The 26,390-nt window shown below is 72.3% G+C and carries 20 protein-coding genes; 12 read left to right on the top strand and 8 right to left on the bottom strand.

Features of this window, described 5'->3' with window-relative positions:
- Positions 1-109 precede the first annotated feature (109 nt).
- Together WMF26_RS29775 and WMF26_RS29770 are read right to left on the bottom strand one after the other, a co-directional pair.
- Positions 110-1,000 (bottom strand): hypothetical protein, encoded by an 891-nt coding sequence (locus WMF26_RS29775; RefSeq protein WP_437995454.1) that lies wholly within the window; start codon positions 998-1,000, stop codon positions 110-112.
- 431 nt (positions 1,001-1,431) lie between these two features.
- Positions 1,432-1,986 (bottom strand): hypothetical protein, encoded by a 555-nt coding sequence (locus WMF26_RS29770; RefSeq protein WP_437995453.1) that lies wholly within the window; start codon positions 1,984-1,986, stop codon positions 1,432-1,434.
- Positions 1,987-2,465: 479 nt separating this feature from the next.
- On the opposite strand from WMF26_RS29770, the gene WMF26_RS29765 reads away from it, so the two are divergent.
- Positions 2,466-2,849, top strand: coding sequence for a phage holin family protein (locus tag WMF26_RS29765; RefSeq protein WP_437313154.1), 384 nt, complete (start codon positions 2,466-2,468; stop codon positions 2,847-2,849).
- Positions 2,846-3,196, top strand: coding sequence for a hypothetical protein (locus WMF26_RS29760; protein ID WP_437995452.1), 351 nt, complete (start codon positions 2,846-2,848; stop codon positions 3,194-3,196). Before WMF26_RS29765 ends, WMF26_RS29760 begins: the two co-directional genes overlap by 4 nt.
- Positions 3,197-3,279: 83 nt before the next feature.
- Here the strand turns inward: WMF26_RS29760 and WMF26_RS29755 are convergent, their stop codons facing one another.
- Together WMF26_RS29755 and WMF26_RS29750 are read right to left on the bottom strand one after the other, a co-directional pair.
- Complete coding sequence (locus WMF26_RS29755; RefSeq protein ID WP_437995451.1) at positions 3,280-3,894, bottom strand: glutathione S-transferase family protein; 615 nt, start codon at positions 3,892-3,894, stop codon at positions 3,280-3,282.
- 87 nt (positions 3,895-3,981) lie between these two features.
- On the bottom strand, positions 3,982-4,566 hold the full coding sequence (locus WMF26_RS29750) for an AAA family ATPase (RefSeq protein WP_437995450.1): 585 nt from the start codon (positions 4,564-4,566) through the stop codon (positions 3,982-3,984).
- Positions 4,567-5,151: 585 nt separating this feature from the next.
- Here WMF26_RS29750 and WMF26_RS29745 point away from each other — a divergent pair.
- Positions 5,152-7,119 carry a hybrid sensor histidine kinase/response regulator gene (locus WMF26_RS29745; protein WP_437995449.1) on the top strand — a complete coding sequence of 656 codons (1,968 nt, stop codon included), beginning with the start codon at positions 5,152-5,154 and terminating at the stop codon, positions 7,117-7,119.
- A 30-nt stretch (positions 7,120-7,149) separates the two neighbouring features.
- Here the strand turns inward: WMF26_RS29745 and WMF26_RS29740 are convergent, their stop codons facing one another.
- Positions 7,150-8,586 (bottom strand): amidase, encoded by a 1,437-nt coding sequence (locus WMF26_RS29740; protein WP_437949611.1) that lies wholly within the window; start codon positions 8,584-8,586, stop codon positions 7,150-7,152.
- A 184-nt stretch (positions 8,587-8,770) separates the two neighbouring features.
- Here WMF26_RS29740 and WMF26_RS29735 point away from each other — a divergent pair, with 184 nt between their 5' ends.
- Positions 8,771-9,559 carry a VOC family protein gene (locus WMF26_RS29735; RefSeq protein ID WP_437995448.1) on the top strand — a complete coding sequence of 263 codons (789 nt, stop codon included), beginning with the start codon at positions 8,771-8,773 and terminating at the stop codon, positions 9,557-9,559.
- Positions 9,560-9,596: 37 nt separating this feature from the next.
- On the opposite strand, the gene WMF26_RS29730 is transcribed toward WMF26_RS29735, so the two are convergent.
- A complete protein-coding gene (locus WMF26_RS29730; protein ID WP_437995447.1) occupies positions 9,597-10,760 on the bottom strand; it encodes a hypothetical protein in 1,164 nt (387 codons plus the stop codon).
- Positions 10,761-10,943: 183 nt separating this feature from the next.
- Here WMF26_RS29730 and WMF26_RS29725 point away from each other — a divergent pair, with 183 nt between their 5' ends.
- The 8 genes from WMF26_RS29725 (at position 10,944) to WMF26_RS29690 (ending at position 22,422) form a co-directional block, all read left to right on the top strand.
- Complete coding sequence (locus WMF26_RS29725) at positions 10,944-11,789, top strand: N-formylglutamate amidohydrolase (protein ID WP_437995446.1); 846 nt, start codon at positions 10,944-10,946, stop codon at positions 11,787-11,789.
- 342 nt (positions 11,790-12,131) lie between these two features.
- Positions 12,132-14,567, top strand: coding sequence for a type VI secretion system Vgr family protein (locus WMF26_RS29720; RefSeq protein ID WP_437995445.1), 2,436 nt, complete (start codon positions 12,132-12,134; stop codon positions 14,565-14,567).
- 6 nt (positions 14,568-14,573) lie between these two features.
- Positions 14,574-17,246, top strand: coding sequence for a DUF2169 family type VI secretion system accessory protein (locus WMF26_RS29715; RefSeq protein ID WP_437995444.1), 2,673 nt, complete (start codon positions 14,574-14,576; stop codon positions 17,244-17,246).
- A complete protein-coding gene (locus WMF26_RS29710) occupies positions 17,243-18,343 on the top strand; it encodes a pentapeptide repeat-containing protein (RefSeq protein ID WP_437995443.1) in 1,101 nt (366 codons plus the stop codon). Before WMF26_RS29715 ends, WMF26_RS29710 begins: the two co-directional genes overlap by 4 nt.
- Positions 18,344-18,440: 97 nt before the next feature.
- Complete coding sequence (locus tag WMF26_RS29705; protein WP_437995442.1) at positions 18,441-19,160, top strand: DUF3540 domain-containing protein; 720 nt, start codon at positions 18,441-18,443, stop codon at positions 19,158-19,160.
- Between the two features lie 52 nt (positions 19,161-19,212).
- Entirely contained in the window at positions 19,213-19,605 is a 393-nt protein-coding gene (locus WMF26_RS29700; RefSeq protein WP_020737870.1) for a DUF4150 domain-containing protein, read from the top strand.
- Positions 19,602-21,641: a hypothetical protein gene (locus WMF26_RS29695; protein ID WP_437995441.1), complete on the top strand. Its 2,040-nt coding sequence runs from the start codon at positions 19,602-19,604 to the stop codon at positions 21,639-21,641. The genes WMF26_RS29700 and WMF26_RS29695 overlap by 4 nt, the downstream gene beginning before the upstream one ends.
- Before the next feature lie 373 nt (positions 21,642-22,014).
- Complete coding sequence (locus WMF26_RS29690; RefSeq protein WP_437995440.1) at positions 22,015-22,422, top strand: VOC family protein; 408 nt, start codon at positions 22,015-22,017, stop codon at positions 22,420-22,422.
- 128 nt (positions 22,423-22,550) lie between these two features.
- On the opposite strand, the gene WMF26_RS29685 is transcribed toward WMF26_RS29690, so the two are convergent.
- A complete protein-coding gene (locus WMF26_RS29685) occupies positions 22,551-23,255 on the bottom strand; it encodes a CTP synthase C-terminal region-related (seleno)protein (protein WP_437995439.1) in 705 nt (234 codons plus the stop codon).
- Positions 23,256-23,372: 117 nt separating this feature from the next.
- Positions 23,373-26,189, bottom strand: coding sequence for a hypothetical protein (locus tag WMF26_RS29680; protein ID WP_437995438.1), 2,817 nt, complete (start codon positions 26,187-26,189; stop codon positions 23,373-23,375).
- Positions 26,190-26,390: the final 201 nt, after the last annotated feature.

Here is a 26,390-nt window from a genome sequence, read left to right as displayed (position 1 = left end):
GGCGCGCTGCGCCGCCGGGCGGCGCCGACGACGGCGTTTACGCGCGGCCGCGGTCCTGGGCCGGCGTCAGACGTTCACGTCGATCACCAGGCACGACGGCCGGATCTACCTAACCCCTGGTTTCTTCGTTGACGATGAACCGGAAGTGGAACCTATCGTTCGTTGCATCAGTAATATCCAGGTGAACCGATGCGCAGTCATCGAACGTGTCACCGTTGCATCCCTCGTCGTGAGCGTAAAGCCAGTGCCACGTATCCGTGGGCATAGACCAGTGCACAGTGGACCACTCGTCGCTCGAGACATCTACCGAAATCGAGCCATCGGCAGCGCACACGGCGACGTGCCCAATGTAGACGTCGTTGTGATGGGCAAAAGCGCCGTGCATCCAATCCAGCTTGCACACATCAAAGTTTGTCTGTTCCCAGATGCCGCCAGGCTCCCAATCGCAATCGGCGTAATTGGACGCCAGATAGGTCGTGTCACAGTATCCCAAACCTGCGGCAAACGCGGGCTGTCCGTCTCCCAGGTCAGGCGCCTGCTCAGCCCTCGCGCTGCGTACAGTGCTAGTCTCGGTCGCCTCGGCAACGAAAGCCGCTGGACGATTCGCCTTCCGTCGCTGTTCAGAACGCTTCAGGGCTGCCTGCAGCTCGGGCGTCATCGGCTGTCCACCTGTCGCGCGAGACCAAAGCTCCCGGATCCCGATGCGACTGTCGGCTCCGCTGAAGCGCGGAGGACCGTCCGGCCGTCCACCGCCGGACACGATGAGCCGCCCAGGCGCCGGTTCGTAGAACTCCAACAATTCGTTGGGCTGCACTTCGACACGCGCGACCAAATTTGCCGTCAACTCGGCGTCTTGATTCTCTAGCACAATGGCCGCCGACGTTTCGCCCAGGGGAGTCCCCAAGGAGTCCGTCAGTGGTGCCTCGACGCCGCAGGCAACTGCCTCAAGAGCAAGAGCGATTGCCACTCCTCGAACGGCCATATCTCCAGTGATTTTCATCGTCTTCGTCGACCTCGTCATACGCTGCTCTGTACACGACCGCGTCCTTCAGATAACCCATGGGCGCGATACGCGACGCACTCTATACGCGAAGGAAAAATGTTGTCAAGCTTACGATGTTACTCGGGCTAGATAGCCGATCGTGAACCGGCGACCGGGGAGCCAAGCACGGGCCGCAGGCTCGCGGGTGACCCCGGATGCGGGGAGTGCGGAGGCCGCGCATCGGCCTCATGCTGCGCCGATAGGCGAATCATCTCGGTGAAAATTCAGGCTAAGCCGGCGAACGACATCGAGGCTGCGCTGGCTTGAGGGTCGCCGTCAGCCCGAACAGCGGCCGAAGTCGGCGCTGCCCGCGCGGCCGCGGGTGCCCGGCGGCGAGGCGCTGCGCCGCCGGGCGCCGCCGACGACGGCGCCCAGCGGACGCCCGCTCCTCAGCACGCCGCCCCGCATACCGTGCTTCCGTCTGGGCACGTCACGCCGGGCGAGCCGTCAGCGCCGCAGCTCACCTTGCACGTCGCCGTCTCGGCGCACCTCGCGGTGCAATCCGCGAAGCACTTGAGTTCGCAGCTGCTCTCGCCCTCGCACAAGATCATGGAGCCCGAGCCCATGTCGAACTTGCACGCGGCCTGGTCCCGGCAAATCGCCGTGGAGCGAACGTCGGCCTTCAGATCGCACTTCGACTGCTGCGTGCACGTGAGCACGCTGCCGTCGCCGCCGTCGCCCTTGCACTCGCTCGTGTCGATGCACTGGATCACGAGCGCCTCCTCGCTGCTGCCGTTGCACTTGGAGCCCATCGAGCAGTCGAGCGCGCACGCCTCCGAGCCGCAGTCGGTCTTGCAATCCGCGCCCGCCACGCACTCGCAGTCGAACCCGCTGCACGCACATCCTGCACCCGTACACGTCGCGCTCTCCGCCTCTTCGCGGTCGCTCCCGCATCCAGCAGCCGTGATCATCGCGAGCGCCATCAGCCACATCCGAGCCTTCATGGTTGTCTCCTTGGAAAGGGGACAGGGATCTACACCAGGCGTGGACGGCGCCGCGAGCATCTAGCGCCCCGCGACGCCGCGGGGTGAGACCCGCCGGCGAGGATCCGAGCGCCGCCGCCTCGATCGGGCTTCCGGCGCAGCTCACCCGGGCATCCCAGCCAGCGCCGGCAGCGCGCCCTGCCGCACCGCGGCGGAGCGCCGGCCGGCAGCGCCGCGCTCGCGGCGATTGGGCGAGGCGCCCTACGCTGCACGCGCAGGGGCGCCACATGTGGCGCAAAGGACGCTGCCATCGACGCGGGAGACCTGTCAGTCCGCGCAGCGGGGGGCGCTCCCACCAACTCTCTGCCTGGTCCGATGGATGCATTGGCGCCTCCCACGACTGGCCGTTGACGGAGCTGACCGATGCGGACGGGCGGATGAGCCCGCCGGCGAGGCGCCGGATGGAGGTTCCCCGGCCGACCCATCCACGCGAGGAAGCCATGGCGAACAACCACCAGCCCAAGGAGAGCGGGCTCGTCGAGCTCGTGAAGGACGCCATCCAGGACACGCAGGAGCTGATCCGGATCGAGGTCGCGCTCGCGAGGAACGAGACGAAGCGGGATGTCGCCAAGTTCAAGAATGCGGCCATCGCGTTCGGCGTGGCCTTCGCCGCCGCGATCCTGACGCTGGCGATGCTCCTCGTCGCGGCGGCGCTCGCGATGGGCGGGCCGGCGCCGGCCCTCGTCATCGCGGGCGTCCTGCTCGTCACGGCGGGGGTCGCCGGGCTCGTCGGATACCGGCTCATCCCGCGGGAGCCGCCGCTCGACGCCACGAAGGAGCACGCCCAGGCCCAGGCCAACCTGCTGAAGGAAGAGATCGCATGAGCACGAACACCGATGGCATCGACGACCTGGAACACCGCGCCGCCCTGCTCCGCGAGAGCGTCCGCGCGAGCCTGGACGAGCTCGAGCGGAGGAGCGAGGAGGAGGTCCTCATGGCTCGCGGCGCCGCAGGGCCCGCGGTCAGGGACAAGGAGGCGAAGGACTCGCCGGAGCGCGAGCGCCTCGAACAGCGGGCCGACGCGGTCCGCGAGCACCTCGTGAGCCGCGTCGGCGAGATGGAGCGGCAAGCGCGCGCGAAGGTCCTGCCGCTCGCCGCGATCGGCGGGGCCGTGCTCGTCGCGCTGACGCTGGGCCTCGGCTACATGTTCTACAAGACGCTGCGGCGATAAGCGCCGGACGCGCCCGCCCGGCCTGCTCGGCGTCGGGGTCGCGGACCACGCGGTCGCGGACCGCGCGCCGAGGCGATGCGCCCTCAGGGACGGGGCGCGGCCGTCGGCAGGCGGTGCGCCGTCTCGACGAGCGAGGGGCGGCTGGCCACGGCGGCCCAGAAGGCCGAGAGGGCCGGGCGCCCGGGGCGCCAGTCGCGCTCGGGCCAGCGGAAGCCGAGGTAGCCGAGCAGGCACGCGGCCCCGACCTCGGCCATCGTGAAGACCTCGGTCGACAGCGGCTCGGTCTCGAGCGCGTCGAGCGACGCGGCGATCGCTTGCTCGAACCGCGGGGTCATCGGGTCCGGCTGCGTCGCGGCGCGGCGCTCGGCGGCGAACAGGCGCCCGGCGGCCGTGGCCGCGCCGTCGGTCAGGCCCTGCAGCCGCAAGGCGCGGCGACGCTCGCGGCCGGAGCGGGGAACGAGGCGCCCGCCGCCGGCGCGCTCGTCGAGGTGATCGCAGATCGCGGACGACTCGTAGAGGATCTCGCCGTCGTCGAGGACCAGGGTCGGCACCTTGGCCAGGGGGTTGACCGCGCGCAGGCGCGGATCCGTCCACGGATCGGTCTCGACCAGCGCGATCTCCCCTGCGAGGCCGAGCTCGTGGGCGGCGATGCGGACCTTGCGGGCGAACGGCGAGGTGAACGCGAGCCACAGCTGCATCCGCGAAGGATGGCCGATCCCGGCGACGGACGACAGGCCTCGTCTCGCGCTCGCCCGGCCATCACGGATCGTCCGCCGGCGGCGCGCTCAGCCCCCGGTGGACAGGAGCCGCACGTCGCGTCCTTCTCGCTCGTCATCGTCGAGCGGCTCCCACCTGTCGCTGGCCAGCTCGAAGAACTGAGGTGGAACCACCATCGAGAAGGTGCTCCCCTGCTCGCGATTGCGCCGCTCCACGCGCTCGCGCCGCAGCGCGCGAGGCGCGTCGAGCACGTAGATGGTGAGGCCGTATCCGCCGGTGTCGACGCGCTCGTAAAACCTCTCCCTGGCGTCCCGGCGGATGAGGCCGATCTCGAGCACGACGCTGGTGCCCACGTCGAGCATCCTCTCGGCGAGCGTCCAGATCTGATCGATACACCGCTCCGTTCGCTCGATGTACCACGCCAGCACGCCCGTATCCGGGCGATCCGGGCTGAAGAGCGCCGTCATCCACTCGTCCAGGTTCATCCGCACGGCGCGCTGCGCTCGACAGAGCTCGAGCGCGAACGTCGACTTGCCGGCGCCCACCGGGCCGACGATGAGATGGAGATGCGCCGGGCCGCGCGCCGCTGCGTGAAGCTCGCCCGACGAGGCGTGCTTCGGAGACGTCCTCTCATCCATCGTCCTGTCTCTCATGGATCCTCTCCTCGGTGTGGGCGCGACGAGACGAGCCGTGGCCTGCGCATCGAGGCTGGAGTGACCGCCTCGATCCATCGGCGCGAGATCGTGCGACACGGCGCACGCGCGCTCGTCGCCTCGCGGGCGACACGCATCTTCGCGGAGCCGCGGCGGCGCGCGCAGGCCTCGTCGCGAGCGTGGCCAGCAACGAAAACGCCAGCCGGAGGGCTGGCGCTCTCGAGGTTGTACCGGAAGGCGGCAGCAGCCGTAAAGTCAAAACGTCGCGGCCGTGAGCGGCTGGGAGCTCCGCCGCGCGACAGCCATGTTGCGCAACGTCGAGACGAGAGGAGGGCCGGGCAGCTCGGCGCGGCCTCCTCGCGCCGCAGCGCCGGCTCGATCGGCCCCCGCGCCCCGCGCCCCGCGCCCCGCGCACGCCCGAGCGCCGCACCCCTGCGCGCGCGACGTCGCGGATCCGCGTGGATCGCGGGTTGCTTCTCCCCGGGCGCGTCACCGCAGCGCCGACGTGAGGACCTCGATCGAAGCCTCTTGCCACGCCGCTCGGCCGCGAAGCGAGGAGTCGCTGGAAAGAGAGGCGTGCGTCCCATGGACCAGGAACCGAGAGCCCGACAGGACACGTGGCAGCGTCAGCTCTATCAGCTGCTCGTCGAGAACACGAAGGATTACGCCATCCTCATCGCCGATCCGGCCGGCGACGTCATCGCCTGGGGCGGGGGAGCCGCCGAGGTCCTCGGGTTCACCGAGGAGGAGATCCTCGGAAAGCCGCTCGAGCTGATCTACACGCCCGAGGACGTCCGGGCCGGCGTGCTCGCCAACGAGATGAGGACCGCCCTGGCGCAGGGCCGGGCATCCGACGAGCGCTGGCAGCTCCGGAAGAACGGCAGCCGCGTCTGGTGCAGCGGCATCATGACGCCGCTCAGGGACGAGGCGAACAACCTGCGCGGCTTCGCGAAGGTCGTGCGCGATCGGACGGAGACCCACCTAGCAGACCTGGCGCTGCGCGAGAGCGAGCAGCGGCTGCGGGTCGCGCTCGACGCCGCCAAGATGGGCACCTGGCTCTGGAACGTCGCCGAGGACCGAGAGACCCTGGACGCGAGCCTGAAGCGCCTCATGGGCGCGGCGCCGGACACGGAGGTGCGCACCCTCGAGGACTTCATCCAGCTCATCCATCCCGACGACCAGGCGGCCGTGCGAGGCGCCTTCCAGGCCGCGCTCCGCGAGGGCACGGAGCTGACCGTCGAGTTCCGCGTCGTCGGGCCCGACGGCTCCGTCCGCTGGCTGCGCGACCAGGGGACGATCCTGCGCGATGCGCGCGGGAGCCCCGTGGCCGTGACGGGCGCGTGCGTCGACATCACCGAACGAAAGCTCCTCGAAGAAGCGCTCCAGCACCGAGCGGAGCAGCTCGCCCAGGCCGACCGGCAGAAGGACGAGTTCCTGGCGATGCTGGGGCACGAGCTGCGCAACCCGCTCGCCCCGGTCCGCAGCCTCATGGAGGTGCTGCGCCAGAAGCCGTGCGACGCCGAGCGCCTGGAGAAGGCCTACGCCATCATCGAGCGCCAGGTCGAGCACCTCGTGCGGCTCGTCGACGACCTGCTCGACGTCTCGCGCATCACGCGCGGCATGATCCAGCTCCACAAGGAGAAGGCGGAGCTCGCCGCGATCGTGGGCCAGGCCGTGGAGACCGTCCGCCCGCTCGTCGAGGCGCGCGATCTCGAGCTGATGATCTCGCTCCCGATGAAGCCCGCGCACCTCGAGGTGGACGCGACCCGGATGACGCAGGTGATCACGAATCTCCTCCACAACGCGGTCAAGTACACGGAGCCAGGGGGCCGCATCTGGGTGATGGGCGAGCGGACGGGGGACGGCCTCGAGATCCGGATCAGGGACACCGGACAGGGCATCCCGCCGGACCTCCTGCCGAAGTTGTTCGATCTGTTCACCCAGGGAGACCGCGCGCTGGACCGGTCCCAGGGGGGGCTCGGCCTCGGTCTGACGCTGGTGCGCCGCCTGGTCGAGATGCACGGAGGGTCCGTGCGCGCCGCGAGCGACGGGCCGGGGAAGGGGAGCGAGTTCATCGTGCGGCTGCCGGCGGAGGCCCTCGCCGCCGGCGCCGGGGGCGCGGCGACGCCCTCCGCGGCGCTCCCGCAGGCGCGCCCGGGCCCCGCGAGCCCGAGGCGCATCCTGGTCGTCGAGGACAACCCCGACGTGGCCGAGTCCCTCGTCATGCTGCTGCAGGCCCTGGGCCACGAGGTCGCCATGGCGAGGAGCGGCCCCGAGGCGCTCGAGGCGGCCCCGGCGTTCCTGCCGGACGTCGTGCTGCTGGACATCGGGCTGCCTGGGATGGACGGGTACGAGGTCGCCAGGCAGCTCCGCCGGCAGCCCGAGCTGGAGCGGGCGCTCCTCGTGGCCCTGAGCGGGTACGGCCAGGATGAAGATCGGCGCCGCTCGCGGGCGGCCGGCTTCGACCATCACCTGGTCAAGCCGGTCTCGCGCGCGGTGCTGCAGCCGCTGATCACCTCCGGGCAGCGCCGGCTCGCGCAGAACGTCAGCTGAGCCGGAGGCGCGCGGCGCGGGGACGCGCGCTCATTTCGCGCAGATCCCCGGCCGGCGCTTGTCCCACGGCGCCGCCTGCTCGAGCTGGCCGGCGAGCCGCAGCAGCGTCGCGTCGTCGGCGTACCGGCCGGCGAACTGCACGCCGACCGGCAGGCCGTCGGCGCTCATGTGGAGCGGCACCGACATGGCCGGGCTCCCGTTCACGTTGAAGAGGGGCGTGAACGCCGCGAACTCGAAGATCCGGTCGAGCCAGCCCTCGGCGCTCACGGTCGGATCGTTCGCGTCGAGCGTGCCGGACGGGATGGGGAGCGTGGCCAGCGTCGGCGTGAGCAGGGCGTCGAACTGCGTGAAGAACTGCCCGAGCTGCCGCGCGAGCTGGTCGCGCGCGACGAGCACGTCGTGCAGATCCACGGCGCTCATCCGCCGGCCGGCCTCGGCCATGGTCAGCGTGGTCGCCTCGAGCGTGTCGCGCCCCGCCGCGAGCCCGTACAGCGGGCAGACGCGGTCGAACATGTGGGCGTGGTACGACAGCAGCATCCGGAAGGCGATCCGCACCTTCTCCCACGCGATGTCCGGCCGCGCCGGCACGACCTCGTGCCCCAGCTGCTCGCACAGCGCCGCGGCCCGGCGCACCGCCAGCTTGCACTCGTCGTGCACCGGCACCCCGCTCCAGGAGGCGTCGGTGAACGCGATCCGCAGCCGCCCCGGCGGCGTGCGCGCCTCCTCCAGGAACGACCGCGGGGCCGACGCCGTGAAGTACGGCGCGCCCGCGTCGGGCCCGGCGATCGCGTCGAGCAGCGCCGCGCTGTCCCGCACCGAGCGCGTCAGCACGTGGTCGGTGGCGAAGCCCATCAGGACCTCGCCCTCGATCGGCCCGGTCGGGACGCGGCCGCGGGTGGGCTTCAGCCCGAAGAGGTTGCAGCACGACGACGGGATGCGGATCGACCCGGCGACGTCGTTGCCGTGGGCCATCGGCACCATGCGCGCGGCCACGGCCGCGGCCGCCCCGCCGCTCGAGCCCCCGGGCGTGCGATCCGGGCGCCACGGGTTGCGCGTCGGCCCGTGCGCCGCCGGCTCGGTGACCACGTTGAGGCCGAGCTCCGGGGTGTTCGTCTTGCCCACGGACACGAGCCCCGCGCGCCGGAAGCGCGTCATGAGCTCGTCGTCCGCGGACGAGACGAGGCCCTGAAACAGCCGAGAGCCCATTCCGGTCGGCGTGCCCGCGACGAGGATGCCGAGGTCCTTCACGAGGTACGGCACCCCGGTGAACGGCCCCTCCGGCAGCCCCGCGCGGATCGCCCGCTCGGCGTCGTCGCGCAGCGAGGAGATCACCGCGTTCAGGGCCGGGTTGACCTGCTCGATGGCGGTCGAGGCCACGTCCATGAGCTCGGAAGGGGTGACCTCGCGCCGGCGGACCAGCTCCGCGAGGCCCAGGGCATCGAAGGCGGTGTACTCGGAGATCTTCATGGTGCAGGTCCCTTATACGAGGCTCCCGCGCGCGGCGGATGGAAGAAAGAAGCGACGCCGCGCAATGCGCCTCCGCTCGGCGCAGCGGCGACGCAGCGACGCGGCGCGCGCGCCGGACCACCGTCGATGGCGGGGAGCCGTGATAGGGTCGCCGCCGTTCACGCCACCGCACGGAGGACCTCACATGAGCACGATTGAGCGGCATACCCCGGGGACCCTATCGTGGGTCGATCTGATGACGCCCGACCTCGACGGCGCGATGAAGTTCTATGGCGCGCTGTTCGGGTGGACGTTCGAAGTCGGCCCGCCGGAGCTCCACCACTACACGACGTGCAGCGTCGGCGGGCGCCGCGCGGCCGGCATCGGCCAGCGGCCCGCGGGCGCCACGTTCCCCCCGGTGTGGAGCGTCTATTTCGACGGCGAGGACGCCGACCGGATCGCCGAGCGCATCCGCGCGAGCGGCGGGCAGATCATGATGGGGCCGATGGCGGTGGCGGATCACGGGCGCATGCTCGTGGCGTCCGACCCGACCGGCGCCGCCTTCGGCGTCTGGGAGCCGAAGAACCACACCGGCGCGCAGGCGATCCTCGAGCACGGCTCGATGATCTGGCACGAGGTGAACACCCGCGATCACAAGAAGGCGGCGGACTTCTACTGTCGCGTCTTCGACCTCGAGGCGCAGAAGCTCGACGCGCCCGGGATCGACTACGTGACGCTCCACAAGGGCCAGAAGACGGCGGGCGGCGTGCTCCAGATGAACGCGCAGTGGCCGGCCGACGTCCCGCCGCACTGGATGACGTATTTCGCCGTCGACGACCTCGACGCCGCGCTCGCGAAGGTCGAGGCGCTGGGCGGCAAGGTGCATGTGCCGCCCTTCGACACGCCTTATGGTCGGCAGTCGGTCGTCACCGATCCCTGGGGCGCGGCCTTCACCCTCATCAAGCCGAGCGAGCTCGCGAACGCGGGCGGATGACCGCGCCCGGCCGCGCGACGGCGCCGCGCGCGGCCGGTCAGCCGGACGAGGTCTTCCGGCGGCGACCTTCGGGGCGCTTCGGGGCCTTCTTCGCGACGGCCGCCTGCGCCCCGGGCTCGACGTCGGGCAGCTTGCCGTTCCCCTGATCGACCACCTTCTTCTCGTACCAGGGCCGCGTGCTGTGCGCGCGGATCAGGTAGGCGAACGCGAGGACGCCGAGGAGCGGCAAGGCGACCCAGGCCGCGGAGTGGGCCGTCACGCCGGGGCCGACCGCGCTGGCCAACGGCCACGACGGGACGTGGCGCGCCTTCAGCGCGTCGCCCTTCCGGAGTAGGGCGAAGGCGGCGTGGGACACCTCGTCCACGATCGCGGCGCCGCCTTCGCCCTGCGCCGTCACCTCGTGGTAGTCGGTGTCGCCCCTCTCGATCTCTCGCAGCTCGGTCACGCGGACATCGATCGTCTCTCCCAGCCATCGGCGCGCGTGGAAGCCCGCGAACGCGGCGTTGAACGCGATCGACGCGACCGCGGCGAAGGCGCCCCACCGCAGGTGGAACGCCGCCCGGCGCGCGAACCGCTGCCCGAGCGGCTCGGACGAGAGGAGCATGCGCCGCCCGTGCGAGCGGGGCACGAGCAGGAACCCCTGCGCCGCGCCGCGGTATCCCTGGGTCGGCGCCTCGGGGTCGGGCGCGCGCCGGAGCTCGCCGACCGCGAAGACCTGCTCGCCGGGCACGAGCTCGGCCACGCGGACGCGCTTCGTGCGATCGACGAGGATCATGCCGTCGAGCGCGTCGACGAGCGTCACGTCCTCGCCGGGCTCCACGCGGACGCGCGCGCCCGAGGCGTGGCGCAGGTAGAAGGGCTGCACCCGGACCTTGCGATCGGTCTCGGACCACTCGTGGCTCCAGACGCCGGAGCTCTCCGTCTCGGACCCCTCCTGCTCGACCTCGACGCGCACGGCCACGTCCGCCCCTTGCGCTCGCTCGACGGTGCCCATGACGACGGCCTCGCCGGGCGCGAGCGCGACGCCGGGATCGAACGACGCCTCGGCCTGCGCGGCGGCGCGGCGCTCGCGGAGCGCCAGCCGGACGGCGTGGGCGGCGAGGACGAGCAGGCCGACCGTCGCGACGCCGTCCACCAGGACCGACGACAACCAGGCGTCGAGGTGGTGGTCGCTGACGATCGACAAGAGGCGGTGTCCCATGGCCCGCCATGAGAGCGCAAAGCGGGGCGCCCGTGCGAAAAACCCGGCGCCTCCGCGGCGGCGCCTCCGCGTGGTCGCGCGCGCGGAAGATCGCCGGAGGGCGCGTCGGTCCGGCGCTCCCGGCGAGGGCGCGGGAGCCCGTTCCCTCCCGCGCGTCCCGCGCGTACACCCGCGGAGAGGATCATGTCCGCGCCGCCGCCTCCGCTCCGCCCGTTCCGCGTCCACGAGCCCGCCGCGCCGGGGCCGGTCGTCGTCGAGGTCCCGCACGCGGGCCTCGCCGTGGACGAGCGCGCGGCGCGCTTCACGCGGGTGCCGGAGCGCGCGCTCGTGGCCGACGCGGACGTCGCGGCGGACGCGCTCTTCGGCGACGTCGCAGAGGAGGGCGCCGCGCTCGTGGTGGCGACGGCGAGCCGCTTCGTCATCGACCTCAACACGGCCCCGCGCGTGCCCACGCCCTACGAGGACAAGCTCCCCTACGGGCTGCGGGAGGTGCGGCGGCGCTCGGCGAGCGGCGAGGCGTGGCTCGACAGCCCGCCGCCGCGCGCCGAGGTCGAGCGCCGCGTGCGCGAGGTGTTCGAGCCGTACCACGCGGAGGTCGCCGCGCGCCTCGCCGCCGCGCGCGCGCGCCACGGCGTGGCGATCCTCGTGTCGGCGCACAGCTACCCCGACGTCCTGTTCCCGCGCGCGGCCGACGTCGTGCTCGGGACGCGGGGCGGCGCGAGCGCGGCCGGCTGGGCGCGCGACGCGGTCGCCGACGTCGCGCGCGCGCACGGCCTGTCGCTCGCGCTGGACGACCCGTTCCCCGGCGGCCACGCGATCGAGCGGCACGCGCGCCGCGACGAGGGGGTGCACGCGCTCCAGGTCGAGCTCGCCCGCCGGCTTTACTGCGACGCGCCCTCGTTCACGCCTCGCCCCGAGGACGTCGCGCGCCTCCGCGGCTTCGCGCGCGGCGTCGTGGCCGCGCTCGCGGCCGCCGCGCGAGATCACGGCGCGATGACGCCGCACGAGGACGCCGCCGCCGCGCGATGACGGAGCCGCCATGCGCGATGACGAAGCCGTGAAGAGGCCGCCATCGCGCGATGACGAAGCCGCGACGAAGCCGTGAAGAGGCCGCCATGCGCGATGACGAAGCCCCCATCGCACGATGACGCTGCACAATACCGCCACCGCGCGGCGACGCGGCACGACCACGCGGTGCGCGCGTCGTCGGCGCTGCGCGGTCAGGCGCCGGACGCACACACGTGCGCGCTCATCCCACCGCCGGATCCCCCTGTTTCGCGGCGCCGCCCGGCAGCAGCTGAGCGTTGACGCCGCGGCGCGATGCGCTGAGATTCCGCCGTCAACACTTAGGTCTGGGACGGGAGACTCTTGATGCGCCACGACGGTTTCACGCTCTCGTGCTCGGCGCTCGCCAGCGTCGCTTTCATCGGCTTCCGGGGCACCGAGCACGTCTCGCAGCCGTACGAGTTCGAGCTCTTCTTCTCCGTCCCCGCGAACACCGACGTGCGCAAGGCGGTGGGCGAGCGGGCGACCGTCCGCGCGAACCGCGGCCAGGGGAACGACCCGTTCGTGCTGCACGGGGTGATCGCGAGCGTGCGCCTCCTGCACCAGAACGCGGATCGGGCGCTGTACCAGGCGCTGCTCGTGCCGAAGCTCTGGCTCCTGCGCCACTTCTGGCGCAGCCACGTCTTCACGAACCAGGCCGTCAAGGAGTTCCTCTCGGCGACACTCCAGAGCGGCGGGCTCGCGGCAAGCGAGTTCCGCTTCTCGATCGACGACGCCGACTACCCGGTCGAGGAGTTCGTCGCGCAGTACCGCGAGACGCAGCTCGCGTTCTTCCACCGGTGGCTCGAGCGCGAGGGGCTCTACTACTACTTCGAGCACCCCGAGGACGGGCCCGGCGAGGTGCTCGTCGTCGTGGACGACCGCGGGCTGCACGACGATTTCCCGGGCGGCGGCGCCGTGCGCTACGTCCCCCTCTTCGGCGAAGACGTGACCGCGCCGCCGGGCCTGCACCACCTCGAGCAGGACGTGCAGTGGCTCCCGAAGTCGGTCACCATCGCCGATTACAACTACTCGAACCCGTCCGCGTCGGTGAAGGGCGAGAGCAGCATCACCCAGAACGGCCTCGGCGCGATCCGCGAGTACGGCTACCGCGTCTTCATGCAGAGCGACGCCGAGCGCCTCGCGCAGGTGCGCGCGCAGTCGATCGGCTGCCGCGAGGTGACCTTGCGCGGCAGCGGCGACGTGCTCGGCCCCCGCGCCGGGTACCGGTTCTCGCTGGAGGACCAGCCGGGCGACGTCGGCGAGGAGTGGCTCGCGCTGGAGGTGCACCACACCGCGTCGATCGCCGGGATCACGCCCGAGATCGCGAAGCTCACGCGGCTCTCGGACAAGAACATCTACGGCGTGAAGCTGCTCGCGATCCCGGCCGACGTGCAGTTCCGCGCGCCGCAAACGACGCCGTGGCCGCGCATCTACGGGCTCGAGAACGCCGTGGTCTGCGGCCCCGCCGACAGCCAGTACGCCCAGATCGACGCCGACGGCCGCTACCTCGTGCGCTTCGAGTTCGACACGAGCGGCCTGCCCGACGCGCGCGTCTCGACGCGGGTGCGCATGATGCAGCCCCACGGCGGGACCACCGAGGGCTTCCACTTCCCGCTCCGCAAGGGGACCGAGGTGATGATCGCCTTCCTCGGCGGCGACCCGGACCGGCCGTTCATCGCCGGGGTCGTGCCGAACGCGCACCGGCCGAGCGTCGTCGGGGAGCGCAACCTCAGCCAGAACATCATCCGGACCGGCAGCGGCAACCAGCTCGTGCTCGAGGACGAGCAGGGCAAGGAGTTCATCTTCCTCCACACGCCGAACAACCGCACCGGCATCTACATGGGCACGCCGAGCGGCGGCCACTCGTCGGTCTATACGGGCGACGGCGAGACGCAGGTCGGCACGTTCCTGTCCCCCGAGAACGCCGACCCGGCGGTCGCGGGCAGCAGCCTCGTCGACGTCACGTTCAGCTACCTCGAGACGACGTGCGGCGACGGCGGGTCCTGGATCGGCGGCGACTCCTGGGAGAACGTCGGCGGGCAGAAGTTCAGCATGGTGGTGGGCGACCTCTGGGCGGGCGTCGGCGCGACGTACACGTTCCAGGTCACCGGCGCGGCGACGGAGACGTACTACGCGACGCGCACGACCACGATCAAGACGGGCCGCGTGGACACCGTGGAAGCCGGCGGCATGAAGCAGACGATCACCGACGGGATGACGCTGACCATCACGAGCGGCGGGATGAAGCACGACGTCCACGGCACGTACGAGCAGACGATCGAGCCGGAGGGCTCGTCGACGGTGACCGGGCCGTGGACGCACAAGGTCACGGACCTGAGCTTCGACGACTACAAGAGCTGGAAGACCGAGGTCGCCACCACCTGGAACGGCCACTTCGGCGGCAACGTCGACCTGAAGAGCGACACGAGCTTCGTGATCAAGGCGCCGAGCGCGAAGATCACCGCCACCGACCTGAAGTGGGAGGTGCTCGGGCTGACGTTCGACCTCACGCCGAACAAGCACGAGCTCTACGTCTACAAGGGCGCGAGCGGCGTCCTCAAGACCGACCACGCCGCGCTCTACCAGACGCTGTACGGGCTCAAGCTCGAGCTCGTGGGGATCAAGCTCGACTACGTCGGGATGGACAAGAAGGCCGTCGGCCTCAAGATGAACCAGTTCGGCACCTACCTGAAGCAGAAGGCGATCGGCCTGATCCTCGCCGGGGTCATCGCGTACAACGCCGGCTTCACGAAGCTCTGAGCGCGGATGCGAGTCGTCAAACCCCTCAAGGTCCCGGCGCTCACGCGCGTGGTCGAGGTCGCGCGGCGCCTCAGGTTCCACGTGGGCGCGATGGTGGCGTTCCCCCTCGACGCGCCGCGCTCGCTCGTCGACGAGATGACGTTCTGGCAGGCCGCGACCCCGGAGCTCGGGGGCCTCCCGCTCGACGACGGCATCGCGAAGGCGCGCGGCGAGCTGCTCGTCGCGGGCCGGTGCTACGCCCCGGAGGGCCGCCGCGTCGCCGCGTCGTTCGTGCGCGCGCGGCTCGGCGCCGTCGACAAGCGCCTGGCCGTGCTGGGCGACCGGCACTGGACCGGCCACGGCTTCACGGAGCCGGAGCCGTTCGCGGAGATGCCCATCGACTGGGCGCACGCCCTCGGCGGGCCGAAGGACGCGGCGAACCCCTACGGCAAGGGGCTCGAGGAGGTCGAGCGCGGCGGGCACCGCGTCCGGCCGCTGCCGAACGTGGAGCACTACGGCGCGCTGATCCGCTCGCCCGGCGACCGGCCGGGCCCGGCGTCCTTCCTCCCGATGGACGTGACGTTCGCCCAGCGCCGCGCCCGCGCGGGGACGTACGGCCCGGACTACGCCGAGAAGTGGGCGCCCGGCCTGCCGCCCGACGTGGATCCCGCCTTCTTCAACGTCGCGCCGAGCGATCAATGGAGCGCCGAGCCGCTGCGCGGCGACGAGGCGTTCGTCGTGGAGAACATGCACCCGACGCGCCCGCGCATCGAGGGCGCGCTCCCCGGCCTCGCCGCGCGCGTGCTCGTCACCCGCCGCGACGCGGGCGGGGAGGCGTTCGTGGAGCTGCCCGTCCGCTGCGACACGGTGTGGCTCTTCCCCTCGGCCAACCTCGGCGTGGTGATCTTCCACGGCTCGATGCCCGTGGCCGAGGACGACGCCGCGGACATCGTCGATCTCGTCGTCGCCTGCGAGGAGATCGGCCGCCCCCGGCCGATCGAGCACTACCGCGAGGCGCTCGCCCGGCGGATCGACAGGGACCGGGGCGCGATCGCGTCCCTCAGCGACAGCGATCTCATGCCGCCGCGCGAGTCGGGCGTCGTCGCGAACGTCGCCGGGCTCCAGATGATGCAGTGGATCAAGAGCGAGAACCTCGCCGCGCCGAACCTGCGGCGCGGCGCGGAGCGGGAGCGCGAGCGCCGCCGCGAGGAGCTCCTCGCCGACGGCATCGACCCCGCGCGCTACGGCCTCGACGGGCCGCTGCCGGAGGAGGAGGCGCCGCCGCCGGTCGACGATCTCGACGCGCTGGTCGTGTACCTGGACACCGCGTCGCGGAAGATGGAGGAGGAGGAGGAGCGGGCCGCGCGCCTCAAGAAGGAGGCCGAGGAGCGCATGAAAGCGCGGGCCGCGGACATGGGCGTGTCCGAGGAGACGCTCCGGCGCGCCGAGAACGAGGACGATCCGCCCGGCGGCCCGCCGAAGTTCTCGGCGCAGGCGCAGCTCCAGCAGTACGCCGAGCTGGCGGAGGCCGGGCGCCGCGGCGGCGTGCCCAACCTCGAGCTCGAGGCGATGCTCGCGGATCCGGCGTTCCACGAGCAGCTCTTGCGCCTGGAGCAGACGGCGCGCGAGGGCTACCGCGGCTCGGCGCACCTCCGGTCCGAGGCCCTGCCGATGACCGCCGAGGCCGCGCAGATGGCGCGCGTCGTCGTCGATGCGGCGCGCGAAGCGGGCGAGCCGCTCGACGAGCGCGACCTCACCGGCGCCGACTTCCGCGGGGTCGATCTGCGGGGGATGCGCTTCGTGCGCGCGTTCCTCGAGGGGGCCGACCTGCGCGGCTGCGACCTCTCGGGCGCGGTGCTCGAGGGCGCGGTGCTCGCGAGGGCCGACCTCACGGGCGCGAACCTCACGGGCGCGCGGCTCCGGGGCGCGAACCTGGGCAAGGCGAACCTCGAGGGCGCGGTGCTCGACGACGCCGACCTGACCGAGGCCGTCCTGATGGGCGCGAGGCTCGCCGGGGCGAGCCTGAAGCGGGCGCGGCTCGAGCGCGCGGACGTGCTCCAGGTGAGCTGGGCCGGCGTGGATCTCTCGGGCGCGGACCTCTCGCTCTGCTCGTTCGTCCAGACGAGCTTCGCCGACGCGAACCTCGCCGGGGCGAACCTCGAGCGGGCGACGCTGCTGGAGTGCTCGCTCGACGACGCGGACCTGTCGGGCGCGCGGCTGCACAAGACGTCGCTGATGAGCTGCACGGGGTCGCGGGCGCGCTTCGCGGGCGCGCGCTTCTCCGAGGGGGTCGCCGTCCACAAGAGCGGCCTGCCCGAGGCCGACTTCCGCGACGCGGTGCTCGACAGGACCTGCTTCCGGACGACCGACCTGCGCGGCGCGCGCTTCGATCGCGCCCAGATGACGATGACCGATCTCTCCGAGGCCGACGCGACGGGCGCGATCTTCGACCGCGCGGTCATGAAGAACGCCCTGCTGATCCGGACGAACCTCGACCGCGCCTCGCTCCGCGGGTGCAACCTGACGGAGGCGATCCTCTCGAAATCGCGCCTGGCGGGGGCCGATTTCACGGGCGCGCAGCTCTGCCGGGCCGATTTCAGCCGCGCGCGCGGGGACAGCCGGACGACGTTCGCCGAGGCGAGCGTCGACTTCGCCCGGTTCGACCGGCAGGCGGCGCCGGCTCCCGGAGGCGCGACATGAACCGCGACGAGGTGCTCGACAAGGTCCGCCACGGGGAGCCGATCCAGGCCGTGGACATCTCCGGGCTCGACCTGACGGGCGCGGATCTCTCGGGCGCGGTGTTCGACCGGGTCCGCATGCCCCGCGCGATGCGGGGCGCGCTCGTCAAGGAGTCGACGTTCACGGAGTGCGACCTGTCCGGCGTGGACGCGGCGGGCGTGGACCTGCACCTGACGACCTTCTTCCGGAGCCGCCTCGACGGGGCGACGCTCTCGGGGGCGAGGCTCGTCGGCGCGAGCTTCGTGGAGTCGACGCTCGAGGGCGCGGCGCTGTCGGGCGCGGAGGCGCCCATCGCGACCTGGACGACGTGCTCGGTCGAGCGCGCCTCGTTCGAGGGGGCGAACCTCGACCGGGCGAACCTCGTCGAGGTCAGGGCCGACGGCGCCAATTTCTCTCGCGCCAACCTCGAGAAGGCGACGCTGTACAGGCTCGACCTGCGCACGGCGCTGCTCGACGGCGCGAACCTGACGCTCACGACGCTGGTCGAGGCCGCGCTGGGCGCGCGGGCGTTCCAGGGGATCAGGCTGTTCCGAACGCAGTTCATGCGCGGCAGCGTCGCGGGCTCCAGCTTCGCGGGCTGCGACGCGACGCAGTGCAACTTCACCGGCGTCGACGTGTCGGGCTGCGACTTCAGCGACGCGGTCCTGACGCAGGCGCTCTTCGGCGAGGCGAAGGCGGCGCAGGCGCGGTTCCCGCGGGCGAGGCTGAAGAACACGATCTTCGAGCGGGCCGCGCTCGCGGAGGCCGATTTCTCGGGCGCGGAGCTCGTCGAGGCGTACCTCGCGTTCGCCTCGTGCCCCGGCGCGCGCTTCGTCGGCGCGAAGCTCGCGTACGCGGACCTCTCGCACTGCGATCTGTCCGGCGCCGACTTCACGCAGGCGTCGATGTTCCGCGCGAAGCTGCACCGCGCCCGCCGCGACGGCGCGCGGCTGCCGGCCGGGGCAGGGTGGCTGGGCGACGACGAGAAGCTCGCCGCGCTCGAGGACTGGAAGCCGAAGCGCGGCGGCGAGCGAGACGAGCGTGGCGAGCGCGGCGAGCGCGACCCAGAGCGCCCGTGAGACGCGAGATGCCGTTGATTCCCCTCGAAAATTGCCAGAAACTGGCGCGGCGGCCTGCACGTCCCGAACGGGCGGAGCCGGGCCGAGGAGATCCGAGATGCAGAGCACGGCGGCCCGCGAGCCCCTGACGGTGGCACACGACGACAGCGCGCAGGACGACCTCCTGGCCGCGGTGGATCTGCCGCCGGTGGAGGCGGCGCCGCGGCGCGCGCCGTCGCTCGAGACGGGCGTCGTCCGGGGCACGGCGTCGGGGCTCCTGGTCGAGCTCGGCGGCGGCCCGGTGATCGCGCGGCGCGCGAAGAGCTGCCTCGTGGCGCCGGACGCGGGGGATCGGGTGCTCTGCGCGAAGGACGGGGATCAGGTGTTCCTCCTCGCGGTGCTCGAGGGCGAGGCCGGCGCGACGACGCGGGTGGTCGCCGAGGGCGACCTGAAGGTGCAGGCGACGGGGCGCCTCGGGCTCGGCGCGGGGGACCAGATCGAGATCGCCGCCGCCCGGGAGGTGGGGCTGTTCGCGGGCAAGCTCCAGGTCCGCGCGCAGGCGGCGGCCGCCGCGATCGAGGAGCTCGGGCTCGTGGGCGGGTCGCTCGAGGCGCACCTCCAGAAGGCGGTCGTCGTGGCCGAGCGCATGGAAGCGCGCGCAGGCCGCCTCGTGCAGCGGGCGAAGCAGGCGTTCCGCTTCGTCGAGGCGCTCGAGCAGGTGCGCGCGGGGGTCTTCGACCTGCGCGCGGAGGGGCTCGCGGCCGTCCGCGGGGAGAACACGATCGTCGCCGCGCGGACGCTCGCGAAGCTCGACGGCGAGCAGGTGAAGATCGGCTGAGGGCCCGCGCCGCGGGGCGCCGCGGACGCTGGCAAGGACGAGGGGTGAAGCGATGCTCGCGAAGACGACCGCAGGGGGGATGTGCTTGGCGTTCCCCGACGTGTGTTTGACCCCCACGCCGGCGCCGGTGCCGATCCCGTACCCGAACATCTCGCTGCACCCGATGAGCGTGCTGTTCGTGCCGAACGTGCTGGTCACGTGCGCGCCGGCGCACAACATGCTGACCGTCGCGCCGCTCACGATGGGGGACAACCCGGGCGTCGCGCTCGGCGTCGCGTCCGGGATGGTGATGGGCCCGTCGCGCAACATCACCGCGGCCTTCACGGTGATCGTCGGCTGCGCGCCGATGACGCGCCTGACGAGCCTCTCGCTGCAGAACAGCACGAACACGGTGGGCATGGCGATCGTGCCGAGCGTCACCACGGTGGTCGTGCTCTCCCCGTGAGCGGCGCGCGCCCCCTGCCCGCGATGGAAGCGTCCTCGTCCGAGAGGCGCCCGCTCGCCGAGGCGCTGGCGAAGCTCGACGCGGCGATGCGCCCGCTGCGGGGCAGCAGCGCCGATCCGGAGCGGCGCCGCGTGGCGGCCCGGCTCGCGGACCTGGCGCGCTGCGAGGACGACGAGCTCGCGGCGTTCTCGAGCCGGCACCTGCCCGGCCGCGCGGTGGACGAGCCGGCGCTGCGGGCCGCGCGCGAGATGATCCTGGCGATCGGCCGGATCCTCGGCCCGGACGGCGAGAGCGCCGAGGCGATGGGCGCGCTTCAGGACGCGCGCCGCGCGCTCGACGAGCGGCTGGCCGAGGCGAAGCGGGCCGCGGCGCAGCGCGAGGCCGAGGCCGCCGCTGCCACGACGGGCGCGCCGGCGCTGGTCGAGGCGTCGGGGCCGCGCTCGTGGTCGGGCGGGGGATTGCCCTTCGTGGCGGCGCCAGCGTCGGTGGCGGCACCCCCGCCGATGAGCCTGGCTGCGCTGGCCGCGGTGCCAGCGCCAGCGTCGGTGGCGGTGCCTGCGCCGGTGGGGCTGGCTGCGCTGGCCGCGGTGCCTGCGCCAGCGTCGGTGGCGGTGCCTGCGCCGGTGGCGGTGCCTGCGCTGGTGGCGGTGCCTGCGCTGGTGGCGGTGCCTGCGCTAGTGGCCGCGCCTGCGCCGGTGGCCGCGCCAGCGCCGGTGGCGGTGCCTGCGCCGGTGGCGGTGCCTGCGCTGGTGGCCGCGCGCGAGGCGGAAGATGCTGCTGCCGTGACGAGCGCGCCGGCGCTGGTCGAGGCGTCGGGGCCGCTGTCACGGCCAGGCGGGGGATTGCCCTTCGCGCCCGTGGCGGTGCCTGCGCCGGCGGCGGTGCCCGCGCCGATTGCCGAGCACGAGACGGAGGATGCTGTTGCCGTGACGAGCGCGCCGGGGCTGGTCGAGGCATCGGGGCCGCTGTCACGGCCAGGCGGGGGATTGCCCTTCGCGCCCGTGGCCGCGCCTGCGCCGGTGGCCGCGCTTGCGCCGGCGGCGGTGCCTGCGCCGGTGGCCGCGCCTGCGCCGGTGGTCGCGCCTGGGCCGGTGGTCGCGCCCGAGTCCGCGCCGGTTTCCCGGACGGAGCCGCCGTCCTCCCGGACGGAGCCGCCGTCCTCTCGGGTAGAGCCGCCGGCGGGGAGCGACCAGCGCAGGCCCTTCAGCAAGACGCTCCCCGACGCGGAAAGGTTCGTCGGCTCGGCGCTTCCCTTCATCCAGGTGGCCTCCGAGGAGCGCCCGCGGCCGTCCGTCGCGCGCTTCGACGCGGCCCTCCCTTTCCAGCCCGTCGCGAGCGACGGGCCACCGTCTCGCGAGCCTCCTCCGGCGGCGGCGCACCACGGCCCCGCGGCGTGGTCGACCCACCACGAGCGCCCTCCCGTGGCTCCAGGCCCGAGCGCCCCGCCGGCCTCGGCGCCGAGCATCTCGTCCGCGGCCCCGCCGAGCATCTCGCCCGCGGCCACGCCGAGCGTCCCGCCCGCGGCCACGCCGAGCGTCCCGCCCGCGGCCACGTCGAGCATCTCGCCCGCGGCCACGCCGAGCGTCCCGCCCGGGGCCGCGTCGAGCGTCTCGCCCGCGGCCACGCCGAGCATCTCTCCTGCGGCCACGCCGAGCATCTCTCCTGCGGCCACGCCGAGCATCTCTCCTGCGGCCACGCCGAGCATCTCCCCTGCGGCCACGCCGGGCGCCCACCCGCCCCCCGCGCCGAGCGTCCCGCCGCCGTCCGCGCCCGCCCCTGCGAGCGCCGGCGATCCGCTCAGCATGCGCTCGCCGCCACCGCTCACGCTCAACCAGTACGCCGGCCTCGTCGTCGCGTGCGAGCTGTACCCCGCCTACATCGAGAGCACGCACGCGCGGTACGGCGTCCCGACCCCCGCTGCGCGCGCCGCGCTCGACGCCTTCTGGTCAGCCCGCCTCGCCGCCGATCCCGCGCTCGCCCAGCGCTGGCCGGAGCTCTGCGAGGCGGCGCGCAGGTACTTCCTGCAATCGCGCTGAGCGCCTTCGCCGCCGCTCGGCGCCGCCCGAGGAATCGGCATGATTCGTCGTGTGCACGTATCGCCGTGTTTCCTCGCGTGGGCGCATCGCCATACGCGGAACGCGCAAGAGGGGAAACGACGTGCGCAAAACGAAATCTGAGAATGTCCCGCTACAGAATGACGCCAGGAAGAGATAGCCCCTCTTTCTTTCTTGGGCCTTTGCGTTGTCTCTCTTTCTCTTCGGGCCGCTCGCAACTGCTAGTTCCACCCGCCAGGATTCCGGCCATGGATCCGGAGAGAGCGTTCCACGCAAACGCGCGAGCCCGCGACGCCGGCGGCGCTCCCGCACCTTCTCGCTTGCCTCGGACGATCGCGAGGGGTACCTCGTAGCAATGCCCAAGGACGCCAGGGTGTTCGTTTTCGATCACATTTCGGTCGGTGTCGAGAATCTCGAGCGTGCTACGTCGTTCTACGACGCCTGCCTCGCGCCGCTCGGTTATGTCCGGCTTTGGCAAAACGCCCGTAGCGCGGGGTACGGGCCCGCGGGATACGAAGCAGAGGCGCCCTTCGCCATCGTCGCGTCCGGTCCTGACGCGAAGCCTCCCGGTCGGGGCTTCCACCTCGCCTTTGCCGCCCCGAGCCGCGAGGCGGTCGATCGTTTCTATGCGGCGGCGCTCAGCAAGGGCGGTGTCGATGAGGGACCGCCCGGCGTTCGCGAGAACTACGATCCCGGCTACTACGCGTCGTTCGTCCGCGACCCCGACGGCCACCGGCTGGAGGCGGTATTGCACGAGCATTGACCGTGCGGCCGTCGACCTGCCCGATCGCCGTGGTGAGATCGTCCAACCGCCCACGAACAGTTTCCGATGACCGCTCGTCATCGACCGGCTTTTCTGGCGGGATTGCTGACCCGGGGGACTGGTGGCGTTCACCCGGCGCGGCCCGAGCACGCCCGGATGAGCTCGGCCACGAGCGGCGGCAGCTGACCGGCGAGCGCGGCGCGCTCCGGCTGAAACAGCGTGGCGACGAAGAACGGGTGCCCGTCCAGCTCCACGGCGCGCACGTCGCCGGCGTCGTCCTCCGCGCTGACGCGCAGCGGGCCCGAGACCAACGCGGCCTGGAACTCCGGGTTCAGGCCGTAGCGGCAGCGGTATCCTTCGGTGGCCTCGGCGCGGCCGTACGCCTGCGCGATGCGGCTGCCGGCGCGGAAACGAACCGTGCCGGTCGCCTCCACGAGCGCGCATTCAAGCGGCGCGATCACCGCGCGCCGCGCCTCCGGCGCCGTCTCCGCGTGCTCGGCGTCCGGCCAGCCCAGCACGTGACGCGCATATTCGACGATCGCGTGCTGGAAGCCGCCGCAGGTGCCGAGGAACGGGCGCCGCTGCTCGCGGGCGAAGCGGATCGCCCGCAGCGCGCCCTCCATGCTCCGGTACGGGCTGGCCGGCACGCACCAGAGGGCGTCGTAGCGCGCCACCCGCGACGCGTCGGCCACCTCCTCGGTCGGGACCCACGCGAACGCGAGCGGCGTCGCCAGCGCCTCCCCTGCGAGCCGCAGCGCCACCGGGATGGCCCGGTGGGCCGTCACCGCGTCGTCGCGATCACCGACGAGCCCCACCTGGATTGTCGACGTCATGCGCCGCACTCTAGCGCGCTCGGCGCCGCCGCAGAACTCGAGCGCTCCTCGATACCGCCAATTCTCAGCGGCGGCGCGCCGGGCCGCGGCGGCCGGGTTCCGGCGGAGCGCGCCGCCTCAGGGCGTGCTCTGGGGATCGGCCGGATCGCTGCCCGCCGAGGTCTCGTCGCCGTCGAGGTGCCCGTCGAGATCGCGGTCGACCCCCATGCGCTCGCCGGATCCCGGCGGCGCGCAGGTGTAGGTCAGCGCGCTGCCGGGCAGGGCGACCAGCAACCGCAGCAGCGCGTCCGGCACGGCGCCGAGCGACTGCCGGTCGGCCGCGAAGTGGCCGCCGCCGAGGTAGAGGAACCCGAACTCCTGCTGCGCGATCCGGCCCTTCGCGATGAGATCGCATTCGCCGGCGTCCGCGCGTTCGATGAGGAGATCGATGCGCCCCTCGACCGCGGCGTAGGTGCTCGCGGTGAGCGTCGTCTGCTGCCCGACGATCGGCGCGAGGTTCGAGTCGAAGGCCAGCATGAACTGCTCCATGTCCCGCTTGAGCTGGGCGTTCTCGGGGGTCACCGGGAGGCCGACGGGGTTGCCCTCGAACTGGTCGAACCCGCTGTTGAAGCGGAACAGGTCCGGGAAGGCGCCGTCGTGGTTGAAGCCGAAGCCGCGCACCTGATCGCCGAGGAACGGATCGGGGCCGTGCGAGAGGGTGGTGAAGGCCGCGCCGAACATCCCGACCTTCTGGTACTGGTTGCGGAGGTGCGGGACCTTGAAGAACTGCGGATCCGGTGAGACCGCCGCGCGTCCGTCGGTCCCGAAGAAGCCGGCGAAGACGCCCTCCGAGGGGTTTCCGCCGGGGTCGAGCCGGTGGCAGCTCTCGCACGAGCCCGTCGGCGCGACGACGGTGTTCATGAAGGTGTCGCGCCCGCTCTGCTGAGCGGGGGTGAGCGAGTTGTCGAGGTTGCGGATCGGGTTGGGCGGGTAGGTGACCTGGAGGATGAAGTCGGTGAAGGCCTGCATCTCCGGGTCGCCGAGCTCCGCGTGCCGCCCGAGCAGGTCCATGAACGCGGGGTTGAACTTCTTGAACGCCGCCTCCTCGTCGAAGCCGCCCTCGTCCGGCTGCGACGTGGGCTCGGCGTTGCCGCCGGTGCGGTCGCCGCGCCAGTGCATGGGGCCGTGGTTGTCCATGCCGCGCAGGCTCTGCGTCACCATCGGCCCCTTCATCGGGTGGAAATCGGGGTCCTCGCCGAAGAACCCGTCGTCGCCGAACCCGGCGCCGGGGATGGGCGGGACGACCAGCGTCGGGTTGTTGACCACCGAGCCGTCCGGGTTGCCGAGGTCCCAGGCGAGGCTGTCGAAATCGCCGAAGACATGGCAGCTCCCGCAGGACGAATCCCCGTGGCTCGAGCTCATCCGGGCGTCGTAGAGGAACGGCCGCCCCGCGACGACGCTCGGCGGCTCGGGGTTGTAGAGGGGCAGGTGCGCGATCTCCTCGCGCGCGGCGGTGTCGATCACGGAGATCGCGTTGTCGAAGCGGGTCATCACGTACATGCGCTTGCGGGCCTGGTCGAGCGCCATCCCGGTCGGTCCGCCGCCGGTGAGCGGGATCTGCGCGGCCGTGCTCGGCGTGAAGGTGTCGCCCTCGAGCGCGGCGGTGTCGTAGACGCCGATCTTCGAGGAGCCGAACGCGGCGACGTACAGCGTCTTGCCGTCGCCGCTCACCGCCATGCCGAGCGGCTGCGCGAGGCTCTTCTCGTTCTCGTCGTTCGGGAGCGGGGCGCAGCAAGCGTCGTAATCGATGTGCTTGTTGAGGTGCCGCGGGGCGACGCCGGCGGAGCTCAGCACCGTGATCCGGCTCTCGTGCAGGTGGCCGCGCAGGCTGCTGCCGGCGAAGATGCCCGGCCCCTCGAAGCGGAGGTCGTTGCGCGCCTCGGTGTTGCTGACATACACCTTCCCGCTCACCGGGTTCACGGCCATGTTGAAGAGGATGGTGCCGACGCCGGTGTAGAAGCCGCTCGAGCCAGGGAGCTGCGCCGGCGGATTGGCCTTGGCGTCGATGACGAAGACGTCCTTGTCCGGCAGCGACAGCCGCAGCTTGTCGTCCCAGGGGCGGCTCAGCTCATCGACCCAGTGCTCGCCGTCGAACTTGACGATGAGCCCCACCTCGGGCCTCGGGATCCCCTCGAAGTTCGTCGTCGGGCCGGGCAGCCCGCCGGCCTCCTCGCCCCCGTCGGGAACGAGGGAGTCGTGGACGACGGTGGTGCGGTTGCCCGAGTGGAACGCGGCCGCGTAGACGCGGGACCCGTCGGGCGTCGCCGCCAGCGCGCGGGGCGTGTCGCCGAACAGGGTGACGATGGTGAGCGGGTCGCCGCCGAGCGAGGCGCCGAGGCTCGCGGCGTCGAAGACCCACACGTCGGCGCGGCCGACCCCGGGCGTCGTGAGCTGCGGGTCGTGAGGGATGTTTTGCCCTCGGTGGGCCGTGGTGATGAAGGCGCGCCGCTTGTTCCGGCCGGCGAAGACGATATCGCGCGGCTCGTCGCCCACGAGCAGGGTGCGCTCGACGGCGCCGCGGTACCCGAGCGGGCCGAGGCGCACCACGCTCACGCTGTCGGACAGGTGGTTGACGACCCAGACCTCCTCGTCGCTGCGCGCCGCGACCGCGACCGGCTCGAGCCCGACGGGGATCGAGGCGCGGTGGGCCAGGCCGCCCGCGTTGACGGCAAAGACCTCCAGGCGGTTGTCCGGGGTGTTGACGGCGAAGAGCAGCTTGCCGTTCGGCGAGAGCGCGAGCGGGCGGACCTGCCCGCTCTCGAACAGCCGGTAGGACGGAGCGGCGATGGCCTCCGGGCCCGACGACACGCCGGCGAACAGGGTCGCGGCGAAGGCAACCCTGGAGAGGGCACGGCCAATGCCGCGCCTCGAGAGCCCGATGCTCCTTGCGTTCATGGATCCTCCTTGATTGGGGGGGTCGTGCTCGTGCGCCTAAGATGCAAGCGAAGGAGAGATGCTCAGCTTCGGATGCTACAGAACACGTGGCGACTGACAACTGCAAAGTAGGTGAAGAGCACGGATCGCGACGCCTTACCGCGGAGGCGGACGACGTCCGCGCTGGTTTGTCTTCGTGGCTCGTGGCTCGTGGCTCGCGGC

Origin of the sequence: Sorangium sp. So ce185, from assembly GCF_051526825.1 — a bacterium.
GTDB classification, from domain to species: domain Bacteria; phylum Myxococcota_A; class Polyangia; order Polyangiales; family Polyangiaceae; genus Sorangium; species Sorangium cellulosum_D.
This window is presented reverse-complemented; position numbering and strand designations above follow the sequence as displayed.

Coding starts and splice junctions, on each gene's coding strand:
- WMF26_RS29710 (WP_437995443.1), top strand. CDS start 17,243: ATGAACCGCGACGAGGTGCTCGACAAGGTCCGCCACGGGGAGCCGATC.
- WMF26_RS29745 (WP_437995449.1), top strand. CDS start 5,152: ATGGACCAGGAACCGAGAGCCCGACAGGACACGTGGCAGCGTCAGCTC.
- WMF26_RS29715 (WP_437995444.1), top strand. CDS start 14,574: ATGCGAGTCGTCAAACCCCTCAAGGTCCCGGCGCTCACGCGCGTGGTC.
- WMF26_RS29690 (WP_437995440.1), top strand. CDS start 22,015: ATGCCCAAGGACGCCAGGGTGTTCGTTTTCGATCACATTTCGGTCGGT.
- WMF26_RS29730 (WP_437995447.1), bottom strand. CDS start 10,760: ATGGGACACCGCCTCTTGTCGATCGTCAGCGACCACCACCTCGACGCC.
- WMF26_RS29765 (WP_437313154.1), top strand. CDS start 2,466: ATGGCGAACAACCACCAGCCCAAGGAGAGCGGGCTCGTCGAGCTCGTG.
- WMF26_RS29755 (WP_437995451.1), bottom strand. CDS start 3,894: ATGCAGCTGTGGCTCGCGTTCACCTCGCCGTTCGCCCGCAAGGTCCGC.
- WMF26_RS29740 (WP_437949611.1), bottom strand. CDS start 8,586: ATGAAGATCTCCGAGTACACCGCCTTCGATGCCCTGGGCCTCGCGGAG.
- WMF26_RS29750 (WP_437995450.1), bottom strand. CDS start 4,566: ATGAGAGACAGGACGATGGATGAGAGGACGTCTCCGAAGCACGCCTCG.
- WMF26_RS29685 (WP_437995439.1), bottom strand. CDS start 23,255: ATGACGTCGACAATCCAGGTGGGGCTCGTCGGTGATCGCGACGACGCG.
- WMF26_RS29775 (WP_437995454.1), bottom strand. CDS start 1,000: ATGAAAATCACTGGAGATATGGCCGTTCGAGGAGTGGCAATCGCTCTT.
- WMF26_RS29680 (WP_437995438.1), bottom strand. CDS start 26,189: ATGAACGCAAGGAGCATCGGGCTCTCGAGGCGCGGCATTGGCCGTGCC.
- WMF26_RS29760 (WP_437995452.1), top strand. CDS start 2,846: ATGAGCACGAACACCGATGGCATCGACGACCTGGAACACCGCGCCGCC.
- WMF26_RS29770 (WP_437995453.1), bottom strand. CDS start 1,986: ATGAAGGCTCGGATGTGGCTGATGGCGCTCGCGATGATCACGGCTGCT.
- WMF26_RS29705 (WP_437995442.1), top strand. CDS start 18,441: ATGCAGAGCACGGCGGCCCGCGAGCCCCTGACGGTGGCACACGACGAC.
- WMF26_RS29735 (WP_437995448.1), top strand. CDS start 8,771: ATGAGCACGATTGAGCGGCATACCCCGGGGACCCTATCGTGGGTCGAT.
- WMF26_RS29725 (WP_437995446.1), top strand. CDS start 10,944: ATGTCCGCGCCGCCGCCTCCGCTCCGCCCGTTCCGCGTCCACGAGCCC.
- WMF26_RS29720 (WP_437995445.1), top strand. CDS start 12,132: ATGCGCCACGACGGTTTCACGCTCTCGTGCTCGGCGCTCGCCAGCGTC.
- WMF26_RS29700 (WP_020737870.1), top strand. CDS start 19,213: ATGCTCGCGAAGACGACCGCAGGGGGGATGTGCTTGGCGTTCCCCGAC.